Here is a 21,904-nt window from a genome sequence, read left to right on the forward strand (position 1 = left end):
GAGCTTATTAGTGAATAAATAAGCGTTACATTTCTTTTTCCTGCGACGCTACAACTTTTTCCAATATAGAATAAAACTCTTCGCCGTACTTACGTATCAGAGGTTCTTTTAAAAATTGATATACGGGAACCTTCAATTGTTTACCCAGTTTGCAGGCAGGACTACACAGGGTTTTACGCGGCTCATAATTCAACCGTTCGTAATCGCCGTATTTGCCACGATAGGCTATTATAGGATAGAGATGACAGCTGATGGGTTTTTTCCATTTGATCTTACCTTCATTATAAGCCTGTTCAAATGCGCATTTTATTAATCCGTTTTTTTCGCGGAAAGCGTAAGCGCATATCTCATTATCCTGTGGCAGGACAGGTGTCACCCATCCAAATTCCTGATCATGGTAGTACTTACCATGTTTCTCTACATGATTAATGGCTTCCTGAGTCAGATAAGGTTTTATAGCGTCGTAATTATTTTCAACCTCTTTTAGTTCCTCCTCTGTAAGCGGGGCGCCCGCATCTCCTTCTTCACAGCAGCCTCCTTTGCATTTGGTAAGATCGCAGACAAACTGAGCCTCCACAATATCATCACTTATGATCTTGTTGTCTATAATTATCATTGTCTTTTTGGTGCGAAGGTAATTCTTTAATATGCTTTGCAGACCTATTCGCGGGGTTTTATAACGACTTTTACTTTTTTCACACGGTTTCTTTCTGTTTCCAGAACGGTGAATTCAAAATCCCCGCAAGTAACTATCGAGTTTACCTGTGGCAAATCGCCGGCGATTTCGTTAATAAGACCGCCCAACGATTCGTTATCTCCTCTTACTTTATCAAATGTATTGGTAGGAATTGACAATGTTTTACATACATCGTGCAGCATGGTACTGCCTTCCAAGATATAAGTGTTATCATCCACTTTTTTGTTATCGTCTTCTACTTCATCAAACTCATCTTTAATATCGCCAATAACTTCTTCCAAAATATCTTCCAGTGTCACAATACCGCTGGTACCGCCAAACTCATCCACTACTATTGCAAAGTGCAGGCGTTTTTTCTGAAACTCTAGCAGCAAATCTTCGATGAGTTTTGAGTCGGGCACAAAGTATGGGGGCCTGATAACGGAATGCCAGTCGAAATCTTCCTCATAGAGATGTGGGATCAGGTCTTTGGTATTGATAATACCCTCTATTTCATCCAAGTTTTTCTTGTACACCGGAAGGCGAGAGTATTGTAATTCCTGAATTTTTTTAACCAGTTCGGGGAATGGAGTATTATATTCAACACCACTTACGTACAGCCTGCTGCGCATGATTTTCTTCACCGAAATTTTGCCAAACTTCACGATGCTTTTCATGATGTTCTTCTCTTCGGGAGAGGCCTCTTCATCAGTCTGTACATCAATGGCTTCGTCAAATTCTTGCAAACTATTTTGCTCGGCGTTATCGGTTCCTATAGTTTTCCCAATGCTGTCGGCTACTAATACAATGCTTTTACTGATGCGTCTTAATAACAGATGCATTACTTCTACTGTGAAGAGCAGAATTGGCCACTCATAAGCAAATCGAAGACTATTTTGCCGCGCCCATACACGCGGAAAAATTTCCAACGGAAAAATAATCAGAAAGGCAATTAAAAGCCATTTGAGAATGATAAAGTAAATGTTATGAAAATACTCAGGTGGTGAGTATAGATTGATAAGATAATTGGTTAAAATAATAAGGCAGATATTCAAAATCGTTTTGGAGATGAGCATGGAAGTATATATCTCCTTAGGCTCATCCAGTAAATCAATAATCCTGCGTGCGGCAGGTTGTTGTTTGGTTTTTAAAACATCAATATCTTTTTCGCTTAGCGAAAAGATGGCTGCCTGAGATCCGGATACGGAAAAGGATAAAAAAACAAGCACCAACAGACCTATTACCAATAAGGTGCTGCTTTGCGTACTAGCCTCTAATTGTAGCTGTCCCAGGCTATTATATAGAGTAGCGTAAAATAGGGTATACAAAACTTTAACTGTTGATGAACTGAAAACAAAAATGCCTATTACTTAATCCAGATGCAATATTATTACTATTAATGAAAATTTAAAAGCCTGGCTGTTCTGGGGTGTTTTCACCGGGAGCATCAGTAGGACCGCTGGTACTGGAATTGGCTTCGTCCTGTTCGTGAGAGGCAGTTTCGCTTTTTTTATCCAGCATTATCAGATTTTCGCCTACCACCTCAGTGATGTATTTTTTTACACCATCTTTATCTTCCCAGCTTCGGGTACGTAATCTACCTTCGATATATACCAGACTGGATTTGTGAAGATACTTCTGGGCAAGCTCTGCTAACCCTCTCCATAGTACGACGGTGTGCCATTCTGTTTGAGATACTAACTTGCCTGTACGATCTTTAAAAGTCTCTGTTGTGGCGAGCGGAAATTTGGCTACAGCGATATTCCCTTCCAGAACCTGTACTTCAGGATCTTTTCCTAAATTCCCGATTAGCATTACCCTATTAACACCTCTCATGTAAGTATCATTTGATTCTTAAGTAGTATGTATATATCCAAATGCACATTAAAATTAATTTTTTTTAGCTATTTGAAAAAATTAATCATTTTATATCAGGGAGTTATTAAAAATAGGGGGTTATAAGGCTGTTTTCAGAAAATCATTAATCACCTTCGGAAAGGAATATTGTGCGAGCTTATCAGCCTCCACCCAGTCATAATTTTTAAGAGTAGAGGGTATTCTGCCTACCTGAACAGTAATGAATACGGCATGTATGTGCTGATGGGTAAGTTTTTGCTTATAGGTATTACTGATGGAACTTATGAAATCTTTGGCATGGAACCATCCTGCCTGGCGGGCGGCATCTAATGCTGTATTTAAACTCCCTTCCTTTTCCAGTTCCATCAAGGGAAATTCGTGCAGATGCTGCCATATATCTTTTGTTAGTCTTTCCCGGATGGCAATTTTGTTACGGCAGCGAATAAAAAAGAAATAGAAATATCGGTTTTTGATAATAAGTTTTTTGCTTTTCACGGGAAATTGGGCAATTTTATTTTCTTTGAATGCCACACAGTCCGATGCAAAAGGGCATTGGGAACATAATGGCTGGAGGGGTTTGCATACGGTGGCACCAAAGTCCATGATAGCCTGATTGTATATAGCCGGATTTTTTTTATCCAGAAGTTCTTGAGCCAGCGCATGAAATCTCTTTTTGCCGGATGTACTATCAATAGGGTCTTCGATCCCGAATATCCGCGCCAGTACTCGTTGTACGTTGCCATCTACTACGGCATAAGGGAGGTTATAGCTGAAAGAAGCAATGGCGGCAGCAGTGTAAGGCCCAACACCTTTAAGCTTAAGAATTTCTTCGTAAGTTTGAGGAAAAACACTATTTCTTTCTTGGTAGATGTGTCGTGCAGTGGCTATCAGGTTACGGCAGCGGGAATAATAACCCAACCCTTCCCATAATTTAAAAACCTCTTTGTCGGAAGCCAAAGCTAGCTCTTTAACACTGGGGAATGTGGTAATAAAGCGGGTATAGTATTCCCAACCTTGTTCAACCCTAGTTTGTTGTAAGATAATCTCACTCAGCCAAATCCTGTAGGGGTCTTTTTCTCCCTTCCAAGGCATTGAGCGAGAATTTTGCGATTTATTCCATTTTAAAAGTGTTTTTGAAAATGTATTGATTATCAATTTATTATGTGTTATGTTGATGAATATGTAAAAAATTTTTTTACTTAGCGTAAAGTTTGGATTAATAATTGATTATGTAATGTTCGCAAGCTTTATATACCTGTTTAAAACATTATTAAAAATTAATACTTAGTTTACTATGCGAAAAGCTGACTTAGTTAACCGAATATCCGACAAAACCGGAATTCCGAAAGTAGATGTGTTAGTAACACTCGAAACCATGTTTAAGGAAGTTAAAGATACACTGGCTTCCGGTGAAAACATCTACATTAGAGGATTTGGTAGTTTCATCACCAAAAAACGTGCTGCTAAAATAGGTCGCAATATTAAGAAAAATGTAGCGGTACATATACCGGAACATTATATCCCTGCATTCAAGCCGGCCAAGGAGTTTAGCATGGAAGTGAAAAAATTAAAAGAGCCTAAGAAGGATAGTGGCCCGGGCGAAGATGCAGATGATTAGTTTATACTGACCATGCTGAGAGTAAAAATTTGACATTGTTGGTAACCTTATTGCATAGTTTTTAAACAATTTGTGCCTGTTGGGGGTTAACTTTGCAATCCATTTAAATAATTTGATTGTGAAGAAACCTCAATATCTGACAATTATATTTGCCTTTTTGGGCCTATGCCTTTTATGGGCATTTGGAAGTACAAAACCTCGGAAACATCAATCGGCTCATACCCATGAAGGACATCAGCATGAGGTATCAGACCTCAATGCTGAATTGTTAAGTACCTCATTTTCAATAGATAGTAATTTACTTGCCTCGCAACAAAGGTTATCTGAGGGCTATCAAAAACGGGTTGAAGAGCTGAATCGTATTCTTCAATCGGTTACCGACAGCCAAGAAAAAACGCATGTGTATCATCAACTTTCCCAGTTCTGGAAAGATACCGGGAGGGCTTTTATTCCCTTTGCCTGGTATACCGCAGAAGGGGCTAGGTTGGAAAATTCAGAAAAAAACCTCAATTTTGCAGGCCATTTGTTCCTTAATAACCTGCAGGAAGCCGGGGATAATGAATTGAGAAAGTGGATGGCTTTACAGGCAAAAGACTTGTTCGAAAGAACACTGCAGGTAAATCCCGATAACGACTCTGCAAAAGTAGGATTAGGAGCTACCTATATTTTTGGTGGTATTTCCAATGCTCCTATGCAGGGAATAGCAAAGATTAGGGAAGTAGTGGATAAGGACAGCAGCAATGTATATGCCCAAATGACGCTCGCTATGGGATCGCTCATGAGCGGGCAAACAGAAAAGGCCCGAGAAAGGCTGGAAACTGTGGCACGTATCGATGCTGAAAACCTTCAGGCCGTCTTATTGCTGGCAGATATTTATGAGAGACAGGGAAACAAAGAGAAAGCAATAGCATGGTATCAAAAAGCCTTACCTCTGGCCGATCAGTATCCCGAAATGAAAGCAGAGTTGGGGAAGAGAATTCAGGACCTTAAGTAAAAATTGTTGGTAAAAAATATATTAGTAAACAGATTAAATTATTAGTTATGCCTTGTGGTAAAAAAAGAAAACGTCATAAGATCGCAACACATAAGCGTAAAAAAAGACTTAGAAAAAACCGCCATAAAAAGAAATAATCAGTATTTCTTTTTAGATAAGTTATTTGTATACACCCCGTAACTTTCTTGTGCGGGGTTTATGCAATGTTTTCTTTTCGGCTACTTTAGCGTTATATGCATTTTGTCCCGTCTCTATAATGCCATATAACTCTTTCTTCTTGCATTGTATAACGCATAAAGTAGGTGTATTTTACTTTTAGGCATAGCATTATGTGCAGAATGTAATGAACAAAGAAATTGTAATTAATGCAGCTCCTACCGGTGTGGAAATAGCCTTGCTGGAAGACAAAAAATTAGTTGAGCTGCATAGTGAAAAAAGTGACGCCCGGTTTGCTGTGGGCGACCTATACCTGGGAAAGGTAAAACGCCTAATGCCGGGTCTCAATGCAGCATTCGTAGACGTGGGCTTTGAGAAGGATGCATTTTTGCATTACACCGATTTAAGTCCCTATGCGCGCTCATTGCTCAAGTTTACTCAAATGGCTATGAACGCCACCAATGAAAATCCTTTAGATTTTTCAAAATTTGAAGTAGAACCGGAAATCGTAAAAACCGGAAAAATTAGTGAGGTTCTGGGGGGAAAACCCAATATCTTGGTACAAATCCTCAAAGAACCGATTGCTGCAAAAGGACCTCGCTTAAGCTGTGAGCTTTCCATCCCGGGTCGGTTTGTTGTGATCACACCGTTTAATAACATTGTGGCTGTTTCCAAAAAAATTCATTCTTCCGAAGAAAGGAAACGCTTACAAAAAATTATTGAGGCTGTAAAGCCTAAAAATTTCGGAGTAATTGTAAGAACCGCTGCCGAGGGTAAAAATACCGCAGAGCTCTACGAGGATCTCGAACATCTAGTGAATATCTGGAACACCGTACAGCAAAATTTAAGAGGCGCTACAGCACCCACCAAAATCTACAGCGAGCAAAACAAAACGCATAGTATACTACGCGATTTACTGAGTGCAGATTACAACCGTATCGTAACCAACGATAAAAATATCTACGCTGAAACTAGAAACTATATACAGCGTATAGCCCCGGAAAAAGTCGAAATCGTAAATCAGGCTCATGGAAATGTATTCGATTCCATGGGTATAACCAAACAGGTTAAAGGCTCCTTTGGAAAAACGGTAACGCTGAATAGTGGCGCCTATCTCATTATAGAGCATACTGAAGCCCTGCATGTAATTGATGTAAACAGTGGGTATAAAAATGTAAGCAACAATCAGGAGCAGAACGCGCTGGAAACGAATTTGGAAGCTGCAGCTGAAATAGCCAGACAGCTACGATTGAGGGATATAGGGGGTATTATCGTGGTGGACTTCATCGATATGAAGCTTCCCGAAAACAAAAAGAAACTCTATGAGCGGATGGAGGAGGTGATGAAGGCTGATAGAGCCAAACACTCCGTGCTACCTATTTCCAAATTTGGCCTGATGCAGATCACGCGTCAGCGTATGCGCCCTGAAGTAACCATTAACACACAGGAAGTGTGTCCCAGCTGTAACGGTAGCGGAAAAATTTCTTCCACTTTGGTATTGGAAGATGAGATCGAAAGAAATCTTCAATACCTGATTACACATAAGCATAAGAATCTAAAACTTGTGGTGCATCCTATTATGCACGCTTACTTAACTAAGGGACTTTGGTGGAATACCAAGATTGCTAAATGGAACAGAAAATTCGGGCAAAAAACCCGTTTGGAAAAAGACTCCTCCTATCATCTTACCGAGTACCATTTCTTTAACGAAATGGATGAAGAGATTAAATTATAATGCTAAAGCCCCGATTAAAATCGGGGCTTTTAATTTTTATTAATCAAAAATCTAAAAGGTTTCAGCTGTTCGTGCTCTATTGCATCTAATATTTTCGATCTTTTGGAAGTGATTTTATTACGGCACACCAGTTCATGAGCCCTGCAAAAACTATCTATATTGTCGACGTAAGAGATGATACTATTTATAGCATCCACCCTGCTGTCATCGATAGCTTCTGGGCGCACAGTTTCATCATTAATAATCAGAATAATATCGCGTTGATATCTGTACGTGCTCATGTTTTCTCTCCCGGAAATCGTGTTTCCGGTAATAAATTTACTGTATTTTACAAATAAGTCGCCGTAAAGTTTTTACTTTAAGCACATTTTTGCATTCGTTGCCTAGAAATATGAATCATCCCAACCGGAAATTGAGAATATTGGTAGCCCCGTTGGACTGGGGTTTGGGGCATACCACCCGGTGTATACCTGTAATCAGCGAATTGCTAAACAGAGAGGTGGAGGTGTGGCTGGCAGGCAATGATACGCAACAAGCTATTCTAAAGAAGGAGTTCCCCCAATGTTCGTTTTTGCCTTTGAAAGGATACAATGTGCGCTATCACCACAAAGGAAAAGGGCTGGCTGTGAAAATGCTGGCTCAAGTACCTCGTATATTATCTCGGATAAAGCAGGAGCACAGTTGGTTGCAGAAAATTGTGAAGGAATATCAGATAGATGGGGTGATTAGCGATAACCGATATGGACTTTGTACCGATGCTGTACCTTGTGTGTTTATGACCCATCAATTGCAAATTAAAACGGGATTAAGCGCATTGGCCGACAACATGCTTCAGCAGTTGAACTATCGATTTATTAATAAGTACACTTACTGTTGGATTCCCGATTTTCCCCAACAACCTAATTTGGCAGGCGATTTATCGCATCCAAATAAAATGCCTAGTATTCCCTGTTTTTATGTGGGGGCTTTATCACGTTTTAGTGCAGTTCCTACTGGAGCAGAACAGAAGGGGCTGCTATTTTTGATTTCAGGTCCTGAACCGCAAAGAAGTGTATTGGAGCAAATCGTTTTTTCTCAGCTAAAACAATACGAAGCTAAAGTTACCATAGTGAGGGGTGTGCCCAATGGTGGAAGTGCTCCCGAATGTGCTAATGCCCGCGTGTTTAATCATTTACCAAAGGATGCATTGGAAAAAGAACTGGCAGCTGCTTCTTATGTTATCTGTCGAAGTGGTTACAGCTCGATAATGGATATTAATAGTATTGGTGCTAAATCTATATTAATTCCTACGCCGGGGCAAACAGAGCAAGAATATCTGGGGCAATATCTGATGCAGGAGCAATTTGCTTTCTGCTGCAGTCAGGATATGTTTGACCTAAAAAAAATACTGCAGCAAGCGGCTGAATTTCCTTATTCGGGAGGTATTGCATTACAACCAGGTTTGTTGCAAAATGCAATGGACGCCTTCTTGCTGCAGTGCGAGCAAAATCAGAGTAAATAATGTACTATTAGAATTTCACCAAGAATCCTAATCCCAGCATAGATTTGATTTGTGTTGCCGGAGAGTCGTTATTCTCTCCGAAGAGTTTCACATCATCATCGTAAATTAAATCTAAGCTATAGGTAAGAGTAAGGAACTTAGTAAGTTTCATGTTTATCATATTGGTCCAGTACACATCAATGTTTTTAGGATTTTTCAGATAGTTGGAGTACAGGTCCATACGGCTTTTATAAGAAAACATCTTGTTGATTTCTTTCATGTAATTCAATGATGCAAAAGCTCCAAACTCTGTACGGGAGTGTTTGCCCGGATCCACACCATAAGCACCTACCGCTGCGAGCGAATCGTTTTTAACGATAGTCCATCTTACAGTTGCCGGAGATATGAAAGCGGAGAACTCGTTATTGGGTTTCCATTCCACGCCGGGGCTCAGCAGCACATATGCGGGCGAGAAGAAATTAGAGTTAAAAGTGCGATTGCCATCATCATCGTACGCATATCCTTTGAACAACTGCGAACGGAAATTGAATAAGGCGCCTACATTCCATTTAGGGCCGATGGCGTATCCGTACTTCGATAACAGATCAATACGGTCATCATTTTTACGACTTCCTAATGATGTGGTATTAATATAACCTAGATTGATATCCAAGGTATTATCCCAAGTATGTTTATTCTTTTTATGAAAAGCATACAGACTTAAATTGCCGTTTACTGCCAGAGAAAATTTATCTCCCCCTGCTGCCCAATTGCTAAGAGAGCCTTGAGCGGCGTTGATACCTACAAATCCTCCGGTTTTCCAGGTTTTGGAGGTAGTGTCATTGGGATCTTTCTGAATGGTACGTTCAGCATCTTTTTTGAGCGCTTGAACGGTTTCATCCTGAGCAAATAAAAAGCAAGAGGAGCCTAATGCAAAAACTAAAAACAGCAATTTTTTCATAGTATGAAGTTTTGGCAAATATAAGGTTGAATGTTAAGCTTTTGTAAATTTTTTTTGTGTTATACGGAGATGCTTTCTTATATTCGATTTGCTTATTGTAGTATTTCAAGCAAGTGAAAGATAAATTTTCTGCTTTAGCGGCTGGGTTGTAATTTAGGGTGTGAAGGCAGAGCGCAATAACACTGCTTTTCCGAAAAAAGCGCTAAATATCTGATATTGTCACTATGTGAGTGCTTATTTCGGAGTGATGTTTTACATGAGAGGACACAAAAAAACCTCCACTGTAACACAGTGAAGGTGAAATGCTGTAGGGGGAGGAATCGAACCTCCACGAGGCGGTTAGCTACAACACAAAGTTAGTGGTCAACCCTGGTCGGCCTGACGGTCGGCTCTATGTTGCGTTTATCCCGTGCTCCTCACCCTCGAGACAAGAGGGCATGTCTGCCAAAGTTTCATCACCCCACAATATAGAAGAACTTGTTTTTCTCAGATATTTGAGATTTATAGAACAAAAATAAAGAGAATGTCTTATTTGTTCCAAATATTTTAATGTTTTTTTTAAAAATATAGTTTTTGTTTAATAAAACCGTATTTTTGTTGAAATAAATTAAATTAAAACTGCTAAAAATGAGTGCAAAATTAAATCTTGACAAACTGGATCTGCAAATCATTGAGCATATGATGAGTGATGCGGAAATCTCTTATGCCGATTTGGGTAAGAAGCTTTTCGTTTCGGGAGGCACAATTCATGTGCGAATTAAGAAGCTACAGAAGGATGGAGTCATTAAGGGTACCCGGTTACATCCCGATTTGAAGCTGCTCGGTTATGACGTTATTGCTTTTATCGGAATTTATCTGCGAGAAAGTTCTCTCTACGATACAGTTGCCAAAGAGCTCTATAAAATAAAAGAAATAGTACGGTTGAATTATACGACCGGAAACTATAGCATGTTTGCCGAAGTTGTGTGCAAAGATATATCAGAACTAAGAGATGTGCTGCATGAAAAGTTGCAAAAAATAAAGGGGATAGAACGTACCGAAACCATCATCTCGCTAGAGGAAAGCTTTTCCCGTAATGTGAAAATACTGGATTAAGCTTTTGTACTTACAAAAGCTTAGGTATTAATCATTTTGAGAAATTCTTCCTCTGTAATGATTTTTACAGTACCCAGTTTCTGTGCTTTGTCCAGTTTACTTCCGGCATCTTTGCCCACTACTAGGTAATTTAATTTGGCACTTACACCGCTTAGGATTTTACCTCCTTTAGCTTCGGCCATGGCCTCAGCTTCGCTGCGTTTGAGGGTGGGAAGTGTTCCTGTAAATAAAAAGGTAACACCTTCCAGTTCTCCGCTGCCATGGGTTTGTTTCTGTACATTGTTCATTTCCACACCCAGTGCTTCTAACTCTTGAAGCATTTTCAGGTTATCCTCATTACTAAAGAAGTGTACAATGCTTCCCGCTACTTTAGGTCCTATGTCTTCCAGCGTTTGTAATGCTTCCTGAGACAAATCTTTCAACTCCAACAAATGGTTGACTTTTTGTGCTAGTACTTTGGCGGTTGTTTCACCTACATAGCGGATGCCTAGGGCAAAAATGAGTCGGTGCAACGGTTGTTTTTTACTTTGCTCAATAGCTTCTTTCAATTTTTCAACCGATTTTGCCCCAAAACCTTCAAGTTGGGATATGGCTGCAAAGTTCAGCTTGTAAATGCCTGGAATATCTTTTAAAAGCCCTAGTTCATAGAACTTCTTAATGTTGGCTTCGCCTAGCCCTCTTATATCTAATGCATCCTTGCTTACGTAGTGAATCATACGCTCTACTACTTGTGCAGAGCATTCAATATTTACACAACGCCAAGCGGCTTCTCCTTCTTCCTTAAATAAGGTACTGTTACAAGCAGGGCAGTGACTGGGGAACGTGATAGGTCGTTCGGTTCCACTGCGTAGTTCGGTTAATGGTTTTACGATATACGGAATTACATCGCCGGCACGCTCAACTAATACAGTATCACCAATCCTTACATCTTTTTCTCGAATCACATCTTCATTGAACAGCGATATAGAGCTTACAGTGACACCTCCGATATATACGGGGTCAATTTTTGCCACAGGTGTAATGGATCCTGTACGGCCTACTTGAAACTCTACATTCAGCAGCTTGCTGGTGCCTTGTCGGGCTTTGAATTTAAAGGCTATGGCCCAGCGTGGGTGGTGAGAGGTCATGCCCAGTACTTCTTGCAGCTGTATGTCGTTTACTTTAATCACCATTCCGTCTATCTCATAAGGAAGGCTATCTCTTTTTTCTTCAAATTCCCGACAATAAGCAATCACTTCATCAATACTACGAAATACATGCATCTCATGTACTGGGCTTCGAAAACCCAGTTCCCATAGTAGTTGTAAGGATGCGTCGTGCGATAGTAATGCCTTAGGAGTGTCTTTTCCTGGTAGCAAGGTATAATCACTAATGTGGTAAACAAATACCTCAAGATTTCTTCTTCTTACTTCTGATGGATCTTTAATGCGCAAAGTACCTGCTGCCGCATTACGCGGATTGGCCAGCGGGGCGAGACCTTTTTCGATAAGAGCCTCGTTGTACTTTTTGAAGTTTTCTTTATTCATCAGCACTTCTCCTCTTATCTCTACTTGCTGCAGACCATAATCACTGAAACGTGCAGAGAGCGGAATTGTGCGTATTTGTTTGATATTGGTGGTCACATCATCGCCTTGCACACCATTACCTCGGGTAGCACCACGCACTAATAAATCATTTTCGTAGACTAATGAGATACTGCCTCCATCGAATTTCGGTTCTACCGAATACACGATACTGTCTAACCCTGTTAGTTGTCTGGCTCTACGGTCGAAGTCTCGCAAATCTTCCTCATTGTAAGAGTTGTCTAGCGATAACATGGGTACCAGATGTTGTACGGTAAGGAAGTTGCCGGTCAACTCTTTGGCCACTCTTTGAGTAGGAGAGTCTTTTGTAATCCAGTCGGGATGTTGTTTTTCGGTTCTTTCGAGTAGCTTAAAAAGCTGGTCATACTCTCCATCAGATATGAAGGGATCGTTTAAGATATAGTATCGGTATTCGTGAAACCGTAAAGCATCTCTTAGTTTTTCTGTCTCTTCTTTACTCGTGAGGACATCTGGAATATTTTTCAAAAATGATTGCGTGCTGTCCTGTAATGCTATGGTATTTTCCTTACTGTACATGATGGTAAAAAACTGCAATTAAAAGTAAAAATTTTGGAGTACAGAAAAAATTTACCCATGACAGTTTTTGTTTCCTGTAAGGGTATAATGCCGCCTATTCGTACCAACAAACAGGAGGTGGCTTTCAGAGTATATACTTACGGATTCAGTATAAAGTTGGAAAATATATGATATTCACCAGGTGCTAATGTAGCCGAATAAGTCCCATCCAAAATCGTCAATGCTTGGTTATTACGAGCTACATCATACCAGGTGCCACTGCTGCCCATATCGATAGAGGCTACTTGGGGAACAACATCGAAATTACCTACAACAACTACGGTATTGTTGCCATTTCTTAGTTTTATAAACTTAATGGCCCCAGCCAAATTATGAGTGAAGTCGGTTGTTGAAAAAATGCTGTTCTTCTTTTTCAAATTGATAAATAATGTAAATGCATTTTTTAGTGCCACTCGTGCAGGTTGTGTGTTATACTGCCATAGAATAGGTTTTTCACCGGTGCGACCATTTTCATTGATGGAAATGTCGTACCCGAGTTCGCCGAACTGCCAAATCATTTTAGGACCCGGAATGGCAAATAGAAAAGCTGCACATAATTCCTGGCGCTTTAATGCGGTTTCGAGATGCTTAATGTTATAATTTTCGGAAGCATTGCCGTAAGTGATGTTTTTAAACATCATGCGTTCTTCGTCATGACTTTCCATGTAGGTGATTAAGCCATCAGGCTGTGTAAAGCCATGTGTTCTGTAATCCGCTCTGGAGAAATTGGAGTTGCTCAGCCAACCCATACTGGCCTCGTTGAACACATAATTGAGATTATTCCACAACATCATGCCTTCGGCAGCCAATTCTTTTTCTTCTTCATCGGCACACAAATGCTCCAGAATTACATAAGCATTGGGATCAATAGATTTTATGAAATTGTTGTACTCTTTTAAAATGATGATGCGGCTTGCATCATAGGCACTCATAGCGTCTATGCTGTTTGAGGGTTTTTGCGTAAAGCCTTTTGTAAAATCAAAGCGAAATCCATCTACTTTATATTCATCCAACCAAAACTTTAATACGTCTTTTACAAAGGCACGTGTAGTAGAACTTTCATGATTGAAATCGTATCCGAAACTAAGTGCACTATGTGGCGCTGTTGGGTTGAACCATGGATTATTGAAAGCAGGGCGATTGTTGGTCGCATCCCAATACAATTGCACCATGGGCGACTGTCCTTCAGCGTGGTTGAGTACGATATCTAAAATTACGGCAATACCTTTTTCATGACAGGCATCGATAAATGCTTGTAATGATTTTTTACTGCCGTAGTATTTGTCCGGCGCAAAATAGAATGAAGGATTATAGCCCCAACTGCTGTTACCTTCAAATTCGTTGATAGGTAACAGTTCAATAGCGTTGACACCTAGATTGCTTAGGTAATTTAGCGTATCTCTGAGTGTTTGATAATTATTGGCACCAAGAAAATCTCTTAACAACAGTTCATAAATCACCAGATTGTTTTTGGATGGTTTGGTGATAGATGGATAGCTCCAGCTGTGCTTTTCTTGTTGTGCTTTGATAGTACTTACAATACCTGTTGTTTTGCCTATGGGATAAATGCCTGGGTTAGGATAATTGGCAGCAGGTATGTAAGGATCATGTTCAGGATCCAGTACCTTTTCAGTATAAGGATCTGCAATTCGTATGGCACCGTCCACCCAATACTGATAGGCATATTCGACGTTTGGATTGAGCCCGTCAATTTGTATCCACCACGTATTGCCATCCGGCGTGCGTTTCATATAACCCGATGCTGTAGCAGTCCAGTTATTAAAATCTCCCAAAACGTATACATAATTTTTTTGGGGTGCATACAGAGCAAAGATGGCCGAAGTTCCATTATTGATAAAAGTAACGCCATTGGGTTTAGCTCCTGCGGGCAATGACTCTGTAACAACCGTGCCATTGGCTGTAAAACTGAAAGACTCCTGTACGGTACCGTTGGCAATGAGTTTAATGGTTTGTGTTCCTATATCTGTTATAGTGGCTTTGCCCGTTATTATTGTGCTGCTGTTGGCTGTAGCGAATTCTTTATCATTTAATGTAAGTCTTAAATTGGCAGATGTAGAAGCGATACCGGTTACTTCTATCTGTTGACCGATTGCGTAAGTTTGTTGAACGGGAGTAAGTGTATAGGTGGGATGTAATTCCGGTCGGATAAAGCGTACGTTCACCCCATTGCTATATACGGGCAAATAAATATCACTGCCATCGTAATTCCTACCTACAATGGAGCCGTCGGCATTGCGAAACACCATGGCTATTTTGCGAATTTGCTCGCCCGAAGGTACTCCGAAAAAACTTTGCGGAGTGATGGTAATGCTGTACGTTCCGTTGGCGTTGCGGGTCATTTTTGAGGCTGCATCAGGAGTAGTAAAAGAGTTGCTCTTGACATATTTCCAATCCGCAGCACCTGCACTAGCATTGGTAATGACCCCCCAATGTACATATACATCTCCTGTAAATCCATTTAAGGCTGCATTGCCTTTGGCCGGATTATATGTAATAGTGATTGCATCGGAGCTAGTATAGAAATTCTTATCTGTGGTAATCATACCTTGTTGTGCTGGTATTTGCACAGGGGGTTCCGGATTCGGTGGTGGTGTTTCTGTAAGGTTATTTTTTTTGCATGCCCAGCAAAGAGACAGTAGCAAAAATGGCAAGATAAATCGTTTCATAATGTGTACTTGGTACACAAATATAAGTATATAATCGATATTAAAAAATCTCGTATTTTAATTTTATCCAATTCAAACGTTTTAAGAAGCATTTAAAAAGTTTGCGTTGGGCTGTTTCAATGCTTACTTTTGTACGTGTACGTTAAAGAAGAGTTATTGCTATGCCCAGTAATGTTTTGAAAACTGCCGAAGTTGAGAAAATCAGCCATCTTGAATACTTCAATATAGCTGTATCCGTAGACTGCGTAATCTTCGGATATGAGAATAAGGAGTTAAAAGTACTTCTGATCGAATCTGATTTAAAAGAATTTTCGGGACTGTATTCGTTACTGGGAGATTTGGTGCGGCCCGATGAAGATTTAGACGCTGCTTCCTATCGGGTATTAAAAGAGCGCACGGGGTTGGACGATGTATTTCTGCAACAGGTACACACATTCGGCAGGGTAAACCGCCATCCTTCGGGAAGAGTAGTAAGTACAGCCTATTATTCTCTGATTAATATTAACAATCACAAACTTAGCATAGACGATAGCAACCTGCACTGGCATTCGGTCAACAGTATTAAAAAACTTGCATTTGACCACAAAGAAATTTTGGATACCTGTTTAAAATTATTGCGTAGCCAGGTGATGGATTATCCAGTAGTGTATAATCTATTGCCTGAAAAATTTTCCCTCCGCGCATTGCAAGAAGTATATGAAGCCATATTAGGTGTATCGCTGGATCGACGCAATTTCCGTAAAAAAATTGCATTGAAAAACTGGTTACAGGAACTAGATGAGCTAGAAGACGATGTATCGCATCGGCCAGGTAAGTTACACAAATTCAAGCCCAAAGTGATTAAATCCCTTCTTTCTAAAATAGGGTAAGAAAAAATTTTTCTTTTTGTGTATCAAATACACATTCTGCACCCTATCTTTGTATTTGTGTTCCATTTTTATTGTGTATTGGGTACACATATTTAATGAGAAAATAACATTGTTTGTCTATGCTATTTAAAAACATCTTGCCATTCCTCTTTACCCTATTGCTATCCCTACTCATTTGCTCCAACACGCTATTGGCACAAACCAGGGAAATAAAAGGTACAGTGATAGATGAAGTTACAGGCCAGCCTGTATTTGGCGCTACTGTTGAAATAAAAGGCACCCACTATGCTACCATCACCGATAGTACAGGTGTTTTTAAACTGAATGTGCCTTCCGGTACAAATGTATTAGTAGTATCACATGTCGGATATGCTGCTAAGGATATCAATATTACCGGCGATGAAATGCACATTGTACTTACCAGCATAACCTCCTCTCTTGAAAACGTAGTGGTTATCGCTTATGGTACCCGTAAGAAAACAGATCTTACCGGTTCGGTGGTAGCCGTTTCGGAAAAAGATTTCCAGAAAGGAAATATTGCATCTTCCGAGCAATTGCTGCAGGGTAAGGTGCCGGGGTTGGAAATCACACCCGGTGGGGGAGCTGCCGGTGGCGGAAGTAAAATTCGTATTAGAGGATCCGCATCGTTAAATGCTAGCAATGATCCGTTGATTGTGATTGATGGAGTACCCGTTGAAAGCAATGGAGTATCGGGTTCTGCAAATCTACTCAATACCATTAATCCCAATGATATTGAAAGTATCAGCGTTTTAAAAGACGCTTCTGCTGCAGCTTTATACGGTTCAAGAGCAACAAATGGTGTTATTATTATTACTACTAAAAAAGGCGCTTCTGGAAAACTGAAGTTCAATTTTAATACTAGAGCTTCATTAAGTCATGTGGCTAATAAAGTAGATGTATTGTCGGCTGATGAGATAAGAAGGATTGTAAACGAAAAAGGCACAGATGAGTTCAAAGGGTTTCTAGGAAACGCCAACACGGATTGGCAGGATGCGATTTATCAGCAAGCCTTTGGTAGCGATAATAACTTAAGCGTATCGGGTCGTGCCGATATCGGTAAAAGCATAAAGCTGCCCTATCGTTTATCAGGAGGATACTATACACAAGAGGGAGTATTGCTTACTAATAAATTTGATCGTTATACGGCATCGGCCAATCTTAATCCCAAATTGTTTAATGACTATTTGACCTTAAATATTAATGCTAAATACGCACGTACTAATAATCGATTTGCCGATGAAGGCGCGATAGGATCTGCCGTTAATTTCGATCCCACCCAGCCTATATATCGTAACGATGATAAATATGGTGGCTTTTTCGAGTGGGAGCAATCCAATGGTGTATTGAATGCACTTGCAACTCGCAATCCGGTAGCCATGCTGATGTTACGTAATAACACTTCTACTGTAAACAGATTTATTGGAAATGTTCAGGCTGATTACAAATTGCATTTCTTTCCCGATCTGCACTTGTTGTTGAATGTTGGCATGGATCGCTCGGCCGGTTCAGGAAAAGATAAGTTCCGTCCTGAAATGGCTGCTTCCGTCCTAGGGTTTAACAGTAGGGGTAGAATTTCGGAGTATCAGCAAACCAAAGCAAGTAAGCTGGCCGATATTCAGCTATTCTATCAGAAAGATATTACAGAAAAAACTCGCATCGATGTATTACTGGGACATGGATATCAGGATTTTTATACCGATGATGTATTCTTCTATTCAAAATTTTATGACGGTTCTATCGATACCGTCATTGCTAATAAACCCGACTTCCCTGACGACCGAAATGGATTTGCTATCGAGTCTTATCTGGGAAGAGTAAATTTCACTCTGTCGGATAAATATTTGCTCACAGCTTCATTAAGAAGAGATGCTAGCTCCAAATTCTCACGCGATAACAGAGTAGGTTATTTCCCTGCTGTAGCATTCGCGTGGAAATTGAAGGATGAATTTTTTCCGGACGCAGGGAATAATATCAATGAATTGAAGTTGCGCATTGGATGGGGGGTAACCGGACAACAGGATGGCATTGCTTACTACTCTTATATGCCACGATATACCTATGGTTCAGGTAGTGCTCAGTATCAGTTTGGCGATCAGTTTATTCGCTTTCTAAGGCCAACAGCGTATTATCCTGATGTGAAATGGGAAACCACACAAACCACCAATATAGGTTTGGATTACGGATTCTTGCAAAACAGAATTTCTGGTTCCATTGATATTTACAGTAAGAAGACCAAAGACCTGTTAAGTGTTGTTCCTGTACCTCCGGGATCCAACTTTAATGTGGAGCTTTTAAAGAATGTAGGAAATCTGAATAATAAAGGAGTGGAGTTCTTACTCAATGTTGTGCCGGTGCGTAATGCCCGAACGACCTGGGATGTGAGCTTTAATATGGCATATAACAAAACAGAAGTTACTAAGCTAATTGATTTTATTGATCCCAACTACAAGGGTATTTCGACTAGTGGCGTATCAGGTGGTACCGGAAACAATATTGGAAAAATTGCTGTAGGATATGCTCCTTATGTTTTCTATCCGTACAAACAAGTATATGATCCTACAACCGGCCGTCCTATCGAAGGTTTGTACGAGGACATTAACAGAGACGGCCAAATTACCGATGACGATCGGTATTACTATATGAAGCCAGCAGCTGATGTAATCTACGGTTTAAGCACCAATGTTACACTGGGCAAATTTTCTGCAGGACTTGCAGGTCATGGGATGATCGGCAATTATTTGTACAACAACTATCTATCGGGTTCGGCAACATTGAGAAATATTCTCAACCCGGTTAAGCATATTGGTAATGCATCAGTGAATTATCTGGAGACGGAGTTCAGCAATAACATGTACCTATCTGATTATTACATCGAGAATGCTAGCTTCTTTAGATTGGATAATATTAACCTCGGATATGATTTGGGTAAGGTATTAAAAGGTAAGGCATCCTTGAGGCTTACCGGCAATGTGCAGAACATTTTTGTGATTACGAAGTATCGAGGTGCAGATCCTGAAAATGCCAGCAGCACCGGTGTAGATAATAATATTTATCCGCGACCAAGAATTTACTCATTAGGTGCCAGTATCGATTTCTAACGATTCTAATTCTGTCAAATATGAACAAAAAATTATTGACAACATTTATCCACGTGCTTGCCCTTGCAATACTTCTGGCTTCCTGTGCTAAGAAACTGGATATATTTCCCAAAAACGACCTTACTCCTGAAAAGGTATATAGTACGCCCGAAGGTTACAAAGCAGTATTGGCTAAAATTTATGCTACCTTGTCTATTACAGGTAATAATGGTCCGGCAGGTGATCCGGATATTGGAGGTGGGCTGGATGAGGGGTCGCAGGTGGCCTTCATTAGAGGATTTTTTAATCTGCAGGAACTGCCTACAGATGAAGCGGTAGTAGCCTGGAACGATCAGACGATTAAGGACTTTCATGCATTGCAATGGACCAGCTCCGATCCTTTCTTAAAAGGAATGTATGCGCGTCCTATTTACAACATCACATTAATTAATGAATATATCAGAGAGTCGGCAGATGCTAAACTTGCAGAAAGAAATATTACGGGTGCAGATGCCGATGCAATTCGTAAATCCCGTGCAGAAGCTCGTTTTATGCGTGCTTTTAACTATTGGGTGATGATGGATTTGTTTGGTAAGTCCACTTTCATTACCGAAGAAGATGGGGTAGGATCCTTTATGCCACCGGAAATTAGTCGTGAGGATTTATTCACTTATATCGAAACGGAACTGAAAGCCATCGAAGCGGAATTGCCTCTAGCCAAAACTGCCGAATATGGACGCGTAGATCAAGGTGCCGCATGGGCGCTACTGGCCAGAATGTATTTGAATGCTAATGTATACACTGGTACGCCTCGCTATACAGAAGCGCTCACTTATGCTCAGAAAGTGATAGATGCGGGATACACACTGCATAGCAATTATCGTGAGCTGTTCATGGCAGATAATGATGTAAAGGGTCGTAATGAATTCATCTTTGTCATCACTTGTGATGGTGCCAGAACCAAGGCTTTTGGAAATACTACATTTATAGTGCATGCTGCTGCCGGTGCGGATAATGAGGACTTCGGTGTTAACAGCGGATGGGCTGGTTATAGGGCTACCAAAGGATTGGCAGACTTGTTCCCCGATTTAACCGGAAATACGGATAAGCGTGCTATGTTTACCACCAGTCGGTATGGTACATCGCCAGAGCAGATTGTAATTAACGACATCGGCGTGTTTGATAACGGACTTCATGTAATAAAATGGAGAAATATCAGATCAGATGGTGGTGCCGTAAGTGATTTGAATAAGGAGTTTGCAGACATTGATTTTCCTGTTTTCCGTCTAGCAGAGATGTATCTTATTTATGCGGAGGCAGTATTACGTGGAGCTTCTGGAGGTAATGCCACCACAGCTTTGAGTTATATCAATGCATTACGTGCCAGATCGGGTGCCGCCCCTATAAGTCCTATTGATTTCAATTTGCAATTTGTGTTGGATGAGCGTGGCAGAGAACTGTACTGGGAAGGACATCGCAGAACAGACTTGGTAAGATACAATCAGCTTACTACCGGTACTTACTTATGGCCTTGGAAAGGTGGCGTTGCATCGGGAACGGCAGTAAATAGTCGGTATAATATTTATCCCATACCCGCTGAAAACTTAAACTCTAATCCCAATCTTACTCAACATCCTGAATATAAATCTGAGCAATAATGAAAGCACTAAATATATTTTTAAAGCTATCGCTGTTGTCTGTTGTTTTTCTTGCTTGTACAAAGAAAGAAAACAAGGTGTTCTTCGAGGGAAGCACTCCTCCAGTATTAACCAGTACGGCATCGGTAACGATTGTACTGGAAAAGGATAAGAAAGAAGAAGTGGCACTAGTACTATCGTGGACCAATCCCAATTATATGTTTAATACGGGCGTTAGCTCGCAAAATGTTTATTATATCGTGCAGATCGACACTGCCGGTAAAAATTTTACCAGTCCGAAGTTGCAGGAAATGTCTATCGCTAGTGATTTAAGCGTTAGCCTTAGTGTGCAAGAGCTGAATGTTTTTCTATCAAAAATGGAGTTTACTCCCGGTGTAGAGCAGTCCATAGATATACGCATCAAAGCCACCCTACTCAATGGTACCGTGCCTACTTATTCCAATACGCTTACGTTGAAAGTGAATCCTTATCTGGACTTTGCAGTAGAACCACCAGGAACACCCGACAACAATTATGAGGATGGTGAGCTGTGGGTGGTAGGGGATGCCTTTGCTTCGGGATGGAGCAATCCGTTGCCTTCGCCTTATGATGTAACACAGCGGTTTACAAGAATCGATATTATGCATTATGAACTAGTGGTAGAGATGGCAGGAGGCGGCGCGTATAAGATTATTCAAAAACAGGGTGATTGGAGCACACAGTATCACGCTTTGGATGGTGGAACTTGGGAAGGTGGCGCATTTGAAAAGCGAGATGCAGATCCCGGTTTCCCGGGTGCACCTACAGCCGGTACTTATAAGATTACAATAAACTTTCAGACAGGAAGGTACGCTGTGGTAAGACAATAATCAACACTTTAAA

Annotated in this window: 17 protein-coding genes; 9 read left to right on the forward strand and 8 right to left on the reverse strand. The window is 40.5% G+C overall.

What is annotated here, in order from left to right; translation table 11 throughout:
- Positions 1–25 precede the first annotated feature (25 nt).
- The 4 genes from PIECOFPK_RS04605 to mutY all read right to left on the reverse strand — a co-directional run bounded on the left by PIECOFPK_RS04605 (position 26) and on the right by mutY (position 3,688).
- A complete protein-coding gene (locus tag PIECOFPK_RS04605) occupies positions 26–616 on the reverse strand; it encodes a DUF3109 family protein (RefSeq protein ID WP_330973238.1) in 591 nt (196 codons plus the stop codon).
- Between the two features lie 44 nt (positions 617–660).
- Positions 661–2,004, reverse strand: a complete 1,344-nt coding sequence (gene gldE / locus PIECOFPK_RS04610; protein ID WP_409966627.1) for a gliding motility-associated protein GldE — start codon at positions 2,002–2,004, stop codon at positions 661–663.
- Between the two features lie 79 nt (positions 2,005–2,083).
- Positions 2,084–2,512, reverse strand: coding sequence for a single-stranded DNA-binding protein (locus PIECOFPK_RS04615; protein ID WP_330973240.1), 429 nt, complete (start codon positions 2,510–2,512; stop codon positions 2,084–2,086).
- A 120-nt stretch (positions 2,513–2,632) separates the two neighbouring features.
- Positions 2,633–3,688 carry an A/G-specific adenine glycosylase gene (gene mutY / locus PIECOFPK_RS04620; protein WP_330973241.1) on the reverse strand — a complete coding sequence of 352 codons (1,056 nt, stop codon included), beginning with the start codon at positions 3,686–3,688 and terminating at the stop codon, positions 2,633–2,635.
- A gap of 139 nt (positions 3,689–3,827) precedes the next feature.
- On the opposite strand from mutY, the gene PIECOFPK_RS04625 reads away from it, so the two are divergent.
- From PIECOFPK_RS04625 to PIECOFPK_RS04635, 3 genes are all read left to right on the forward strand, one after another.
- A complete protein-coding gene (locus PIECOFPK_RS04625) occupies positions 3,828–4,151 on the forward strand; it encodes an HU family DNA-binding protein (protein WP_330973242.1) in 324 nt (107 codons plus the stop codon).
- A 118-nt stretch (positions 4,152–4,269) separates the two neighbouring features.
- Complete coding sequence (locus PIECOFPK_RS04630; protein ID WP_330973243.1) at positions 4,270–5,145, forward strand: tetratricopeptide repeat protein; 876 nt, start codon at positions 4,270–4,272, stop codon at positions 5,143–5,145.
- A gap of 343 nt (positions 5,146–5,488) precedes the next feature.
- Entirely contained in the window at positions 5,489–7,036 is a 1,548-nt protein-coding gene (locus PIECOFPK_RS04635) for an Rne/Rng family ribonuclease (RefSeq protein WP_330973244.1), read from the forward strand.
- Positions 7,037–7,065: 29 nt separating this feature from the next.
- Here PIECOFPK_RS04635 and PIECOFPK_RS04640 read toward each other — a convergent pair whose 3' ends face one another.
- On the reverse strand, positions 7,066–7,317 hold the full coding sequence (locus tag PIECOFPK_RS04640; protein ID WP_330973245.1) for a hypothetical protein: 252 nt from the start codon (positions 7,315–7,317) through the stop codon (positions 7,066–7,068).
- A 110-nt stretch (positions 7,318–7,427) separates the two neighbouring features.
- Here PIECOFPK_RS04640 and PIECOFPK_RS04645 point away from each other — a divergent pair, with 110 nt between their 5' ends.
- Positions 7,428–8,537 (forward strand): glycosyltransferase, encoded by a 1,110-nt coding sequence (locus PIECOFPK_RS04645; RefSeq protein ID WP_409966628.1) that lies wholly within the window; start codon positions 7,428–7,430, stop codon positions 8,535–8,537.
- Between the two features lie 7 nt (positions 8,538–8,544).
- On the opposite strand, the gene PIECOFPK_RS04650 is transcribed toward PIECOFPK_RS04645, so the two are convergent.
- Entirely contained in the window at positions 8,545–9,477 is a 933-nt protein-coding gene (locus PIECOFPK_RS04650; RefSeq protein WP_330973247.1) for a DUF3078 domain-containing protein, read from the reverse strand.
- A gap of 627 nt (positions 9,478–10,104) precedes the next feature.
- Between PIECOFPK_RS04650 and PIECOFPK_RS04655 the strand changes: the two genes are divergently transcribed.
- On the forward strand, positions 10,105–10,572 hold the full coding sequence (locus PIECOFPK_RS04655; RefSeq protein WP_330973248.1) for an Lrp/AsnC ligand binding domain-containing protein: 468 nt from the start codon (positions 10,105–10,107) through the stop codon (positions 10,570–10,572).
- A gap of 20 nt (positions 10,573–10,592) precedes the next feature.
- Here the strand turns inward: PIECOFPK_RS04655 and ligA are convergent, their stop codons facing one another.
- Both ligA and PIECOFPK_RS04665 read right to left on the reverse strand, forming a co-directional pair.
- Positions 10,593–12,692: an NAD-dependent DNA ligase LigA gene (gene ligA / locus PIECOFPK_RS04660; protein WP_409966629.1), complete on the reverse strand. Its 2,100-nt coding sequence runs from the start codon at positions 12,690–12,692 to the stop codon at positions 10,593–10,595.
- Positions 12,693–12,829: 137 nt separating this feature from the next.
- A complete protein-coding gene (locus tag PIECOFPK_RS04665; protein ID WP_409966630.1) occupies positions 12,830–15,418 on the reverse strand; it encodes an alpha-amylase family glycosyl hydrolase in 2,589 nt (862 codons plus the stop codon).
- A 161-nt stretch (positions 15,419–15,579) separates the two neighbouring features.
- Between PIECOFPK_RS04665 and PIECOFPK_RS04670 the strand changes: the two genes are divergently transcribed.
- From PIECOFPK_RS04670 to PIECOFPK_RS04685, 4 genes are all read left to right on the forward strand, one after another.
- Positions 15,580–16,287, forward strand: a complete 708-nt coding sequence (locus tag PIECOFPK_RS04670) for an NUDIX hydrolase (protein ID WP_330973251.1) — start codon at positions 15,580–15,582, stop codon at positions 16,285–16,287.
- A 119-nt stretch (positions 16,288–16,406) separates the two neighbouring features.
- Positions 16,407–19,406: a SusC/RagA family TonB-linked outer membrane protein gene (locus PIECOFPK_RS04675; protein ID WP_409966809.1), complete on the forward strand. Its 3,000-nt coding sequence runs from the start codon at positions 16,407–16,409 to the stop codon at positions 19,404–19,406.
- Between the two features lie 20 nt (positions 19,407–19,426).
- A complete protein-coding gene (locus PIECOFPK_RS04680) occupies positions 19,427–21,043 on the forward strand; it encodes a RagB/SusD family nutrient uptake outer membrane protein (protein WP_409966631.1) in 1,617 nt (538 codons plus the stop codon).
- A complete protein-coding gene (locus PIECOFPK_RS04685) occupies positions 21,043–21,891 on the forward strand; it encodes a SusE domain-containing protein (RefSeq protein WP_409966632.1) in 849 nt (282 codons plus the stop codon). The genes PIECOFPK_RS04680 and PIECOFPK_RS04685 overlap by 1 nt, the downstream gene beginning before the upstream one ends.
- The last annotated feature ends 13 nt before the right edge of the window (positions 21,892–21,904 follow it).

It is taken from the genome of Chitinophagaceae bacterium C216 (assembly GCA_028485475.2).
Taxonomy (GTDB): Bacteria; Bacteroidota; Bacteroidia; order Chitinophagales; family Chitinophagaceae; genus Niabella; species Niabella composti.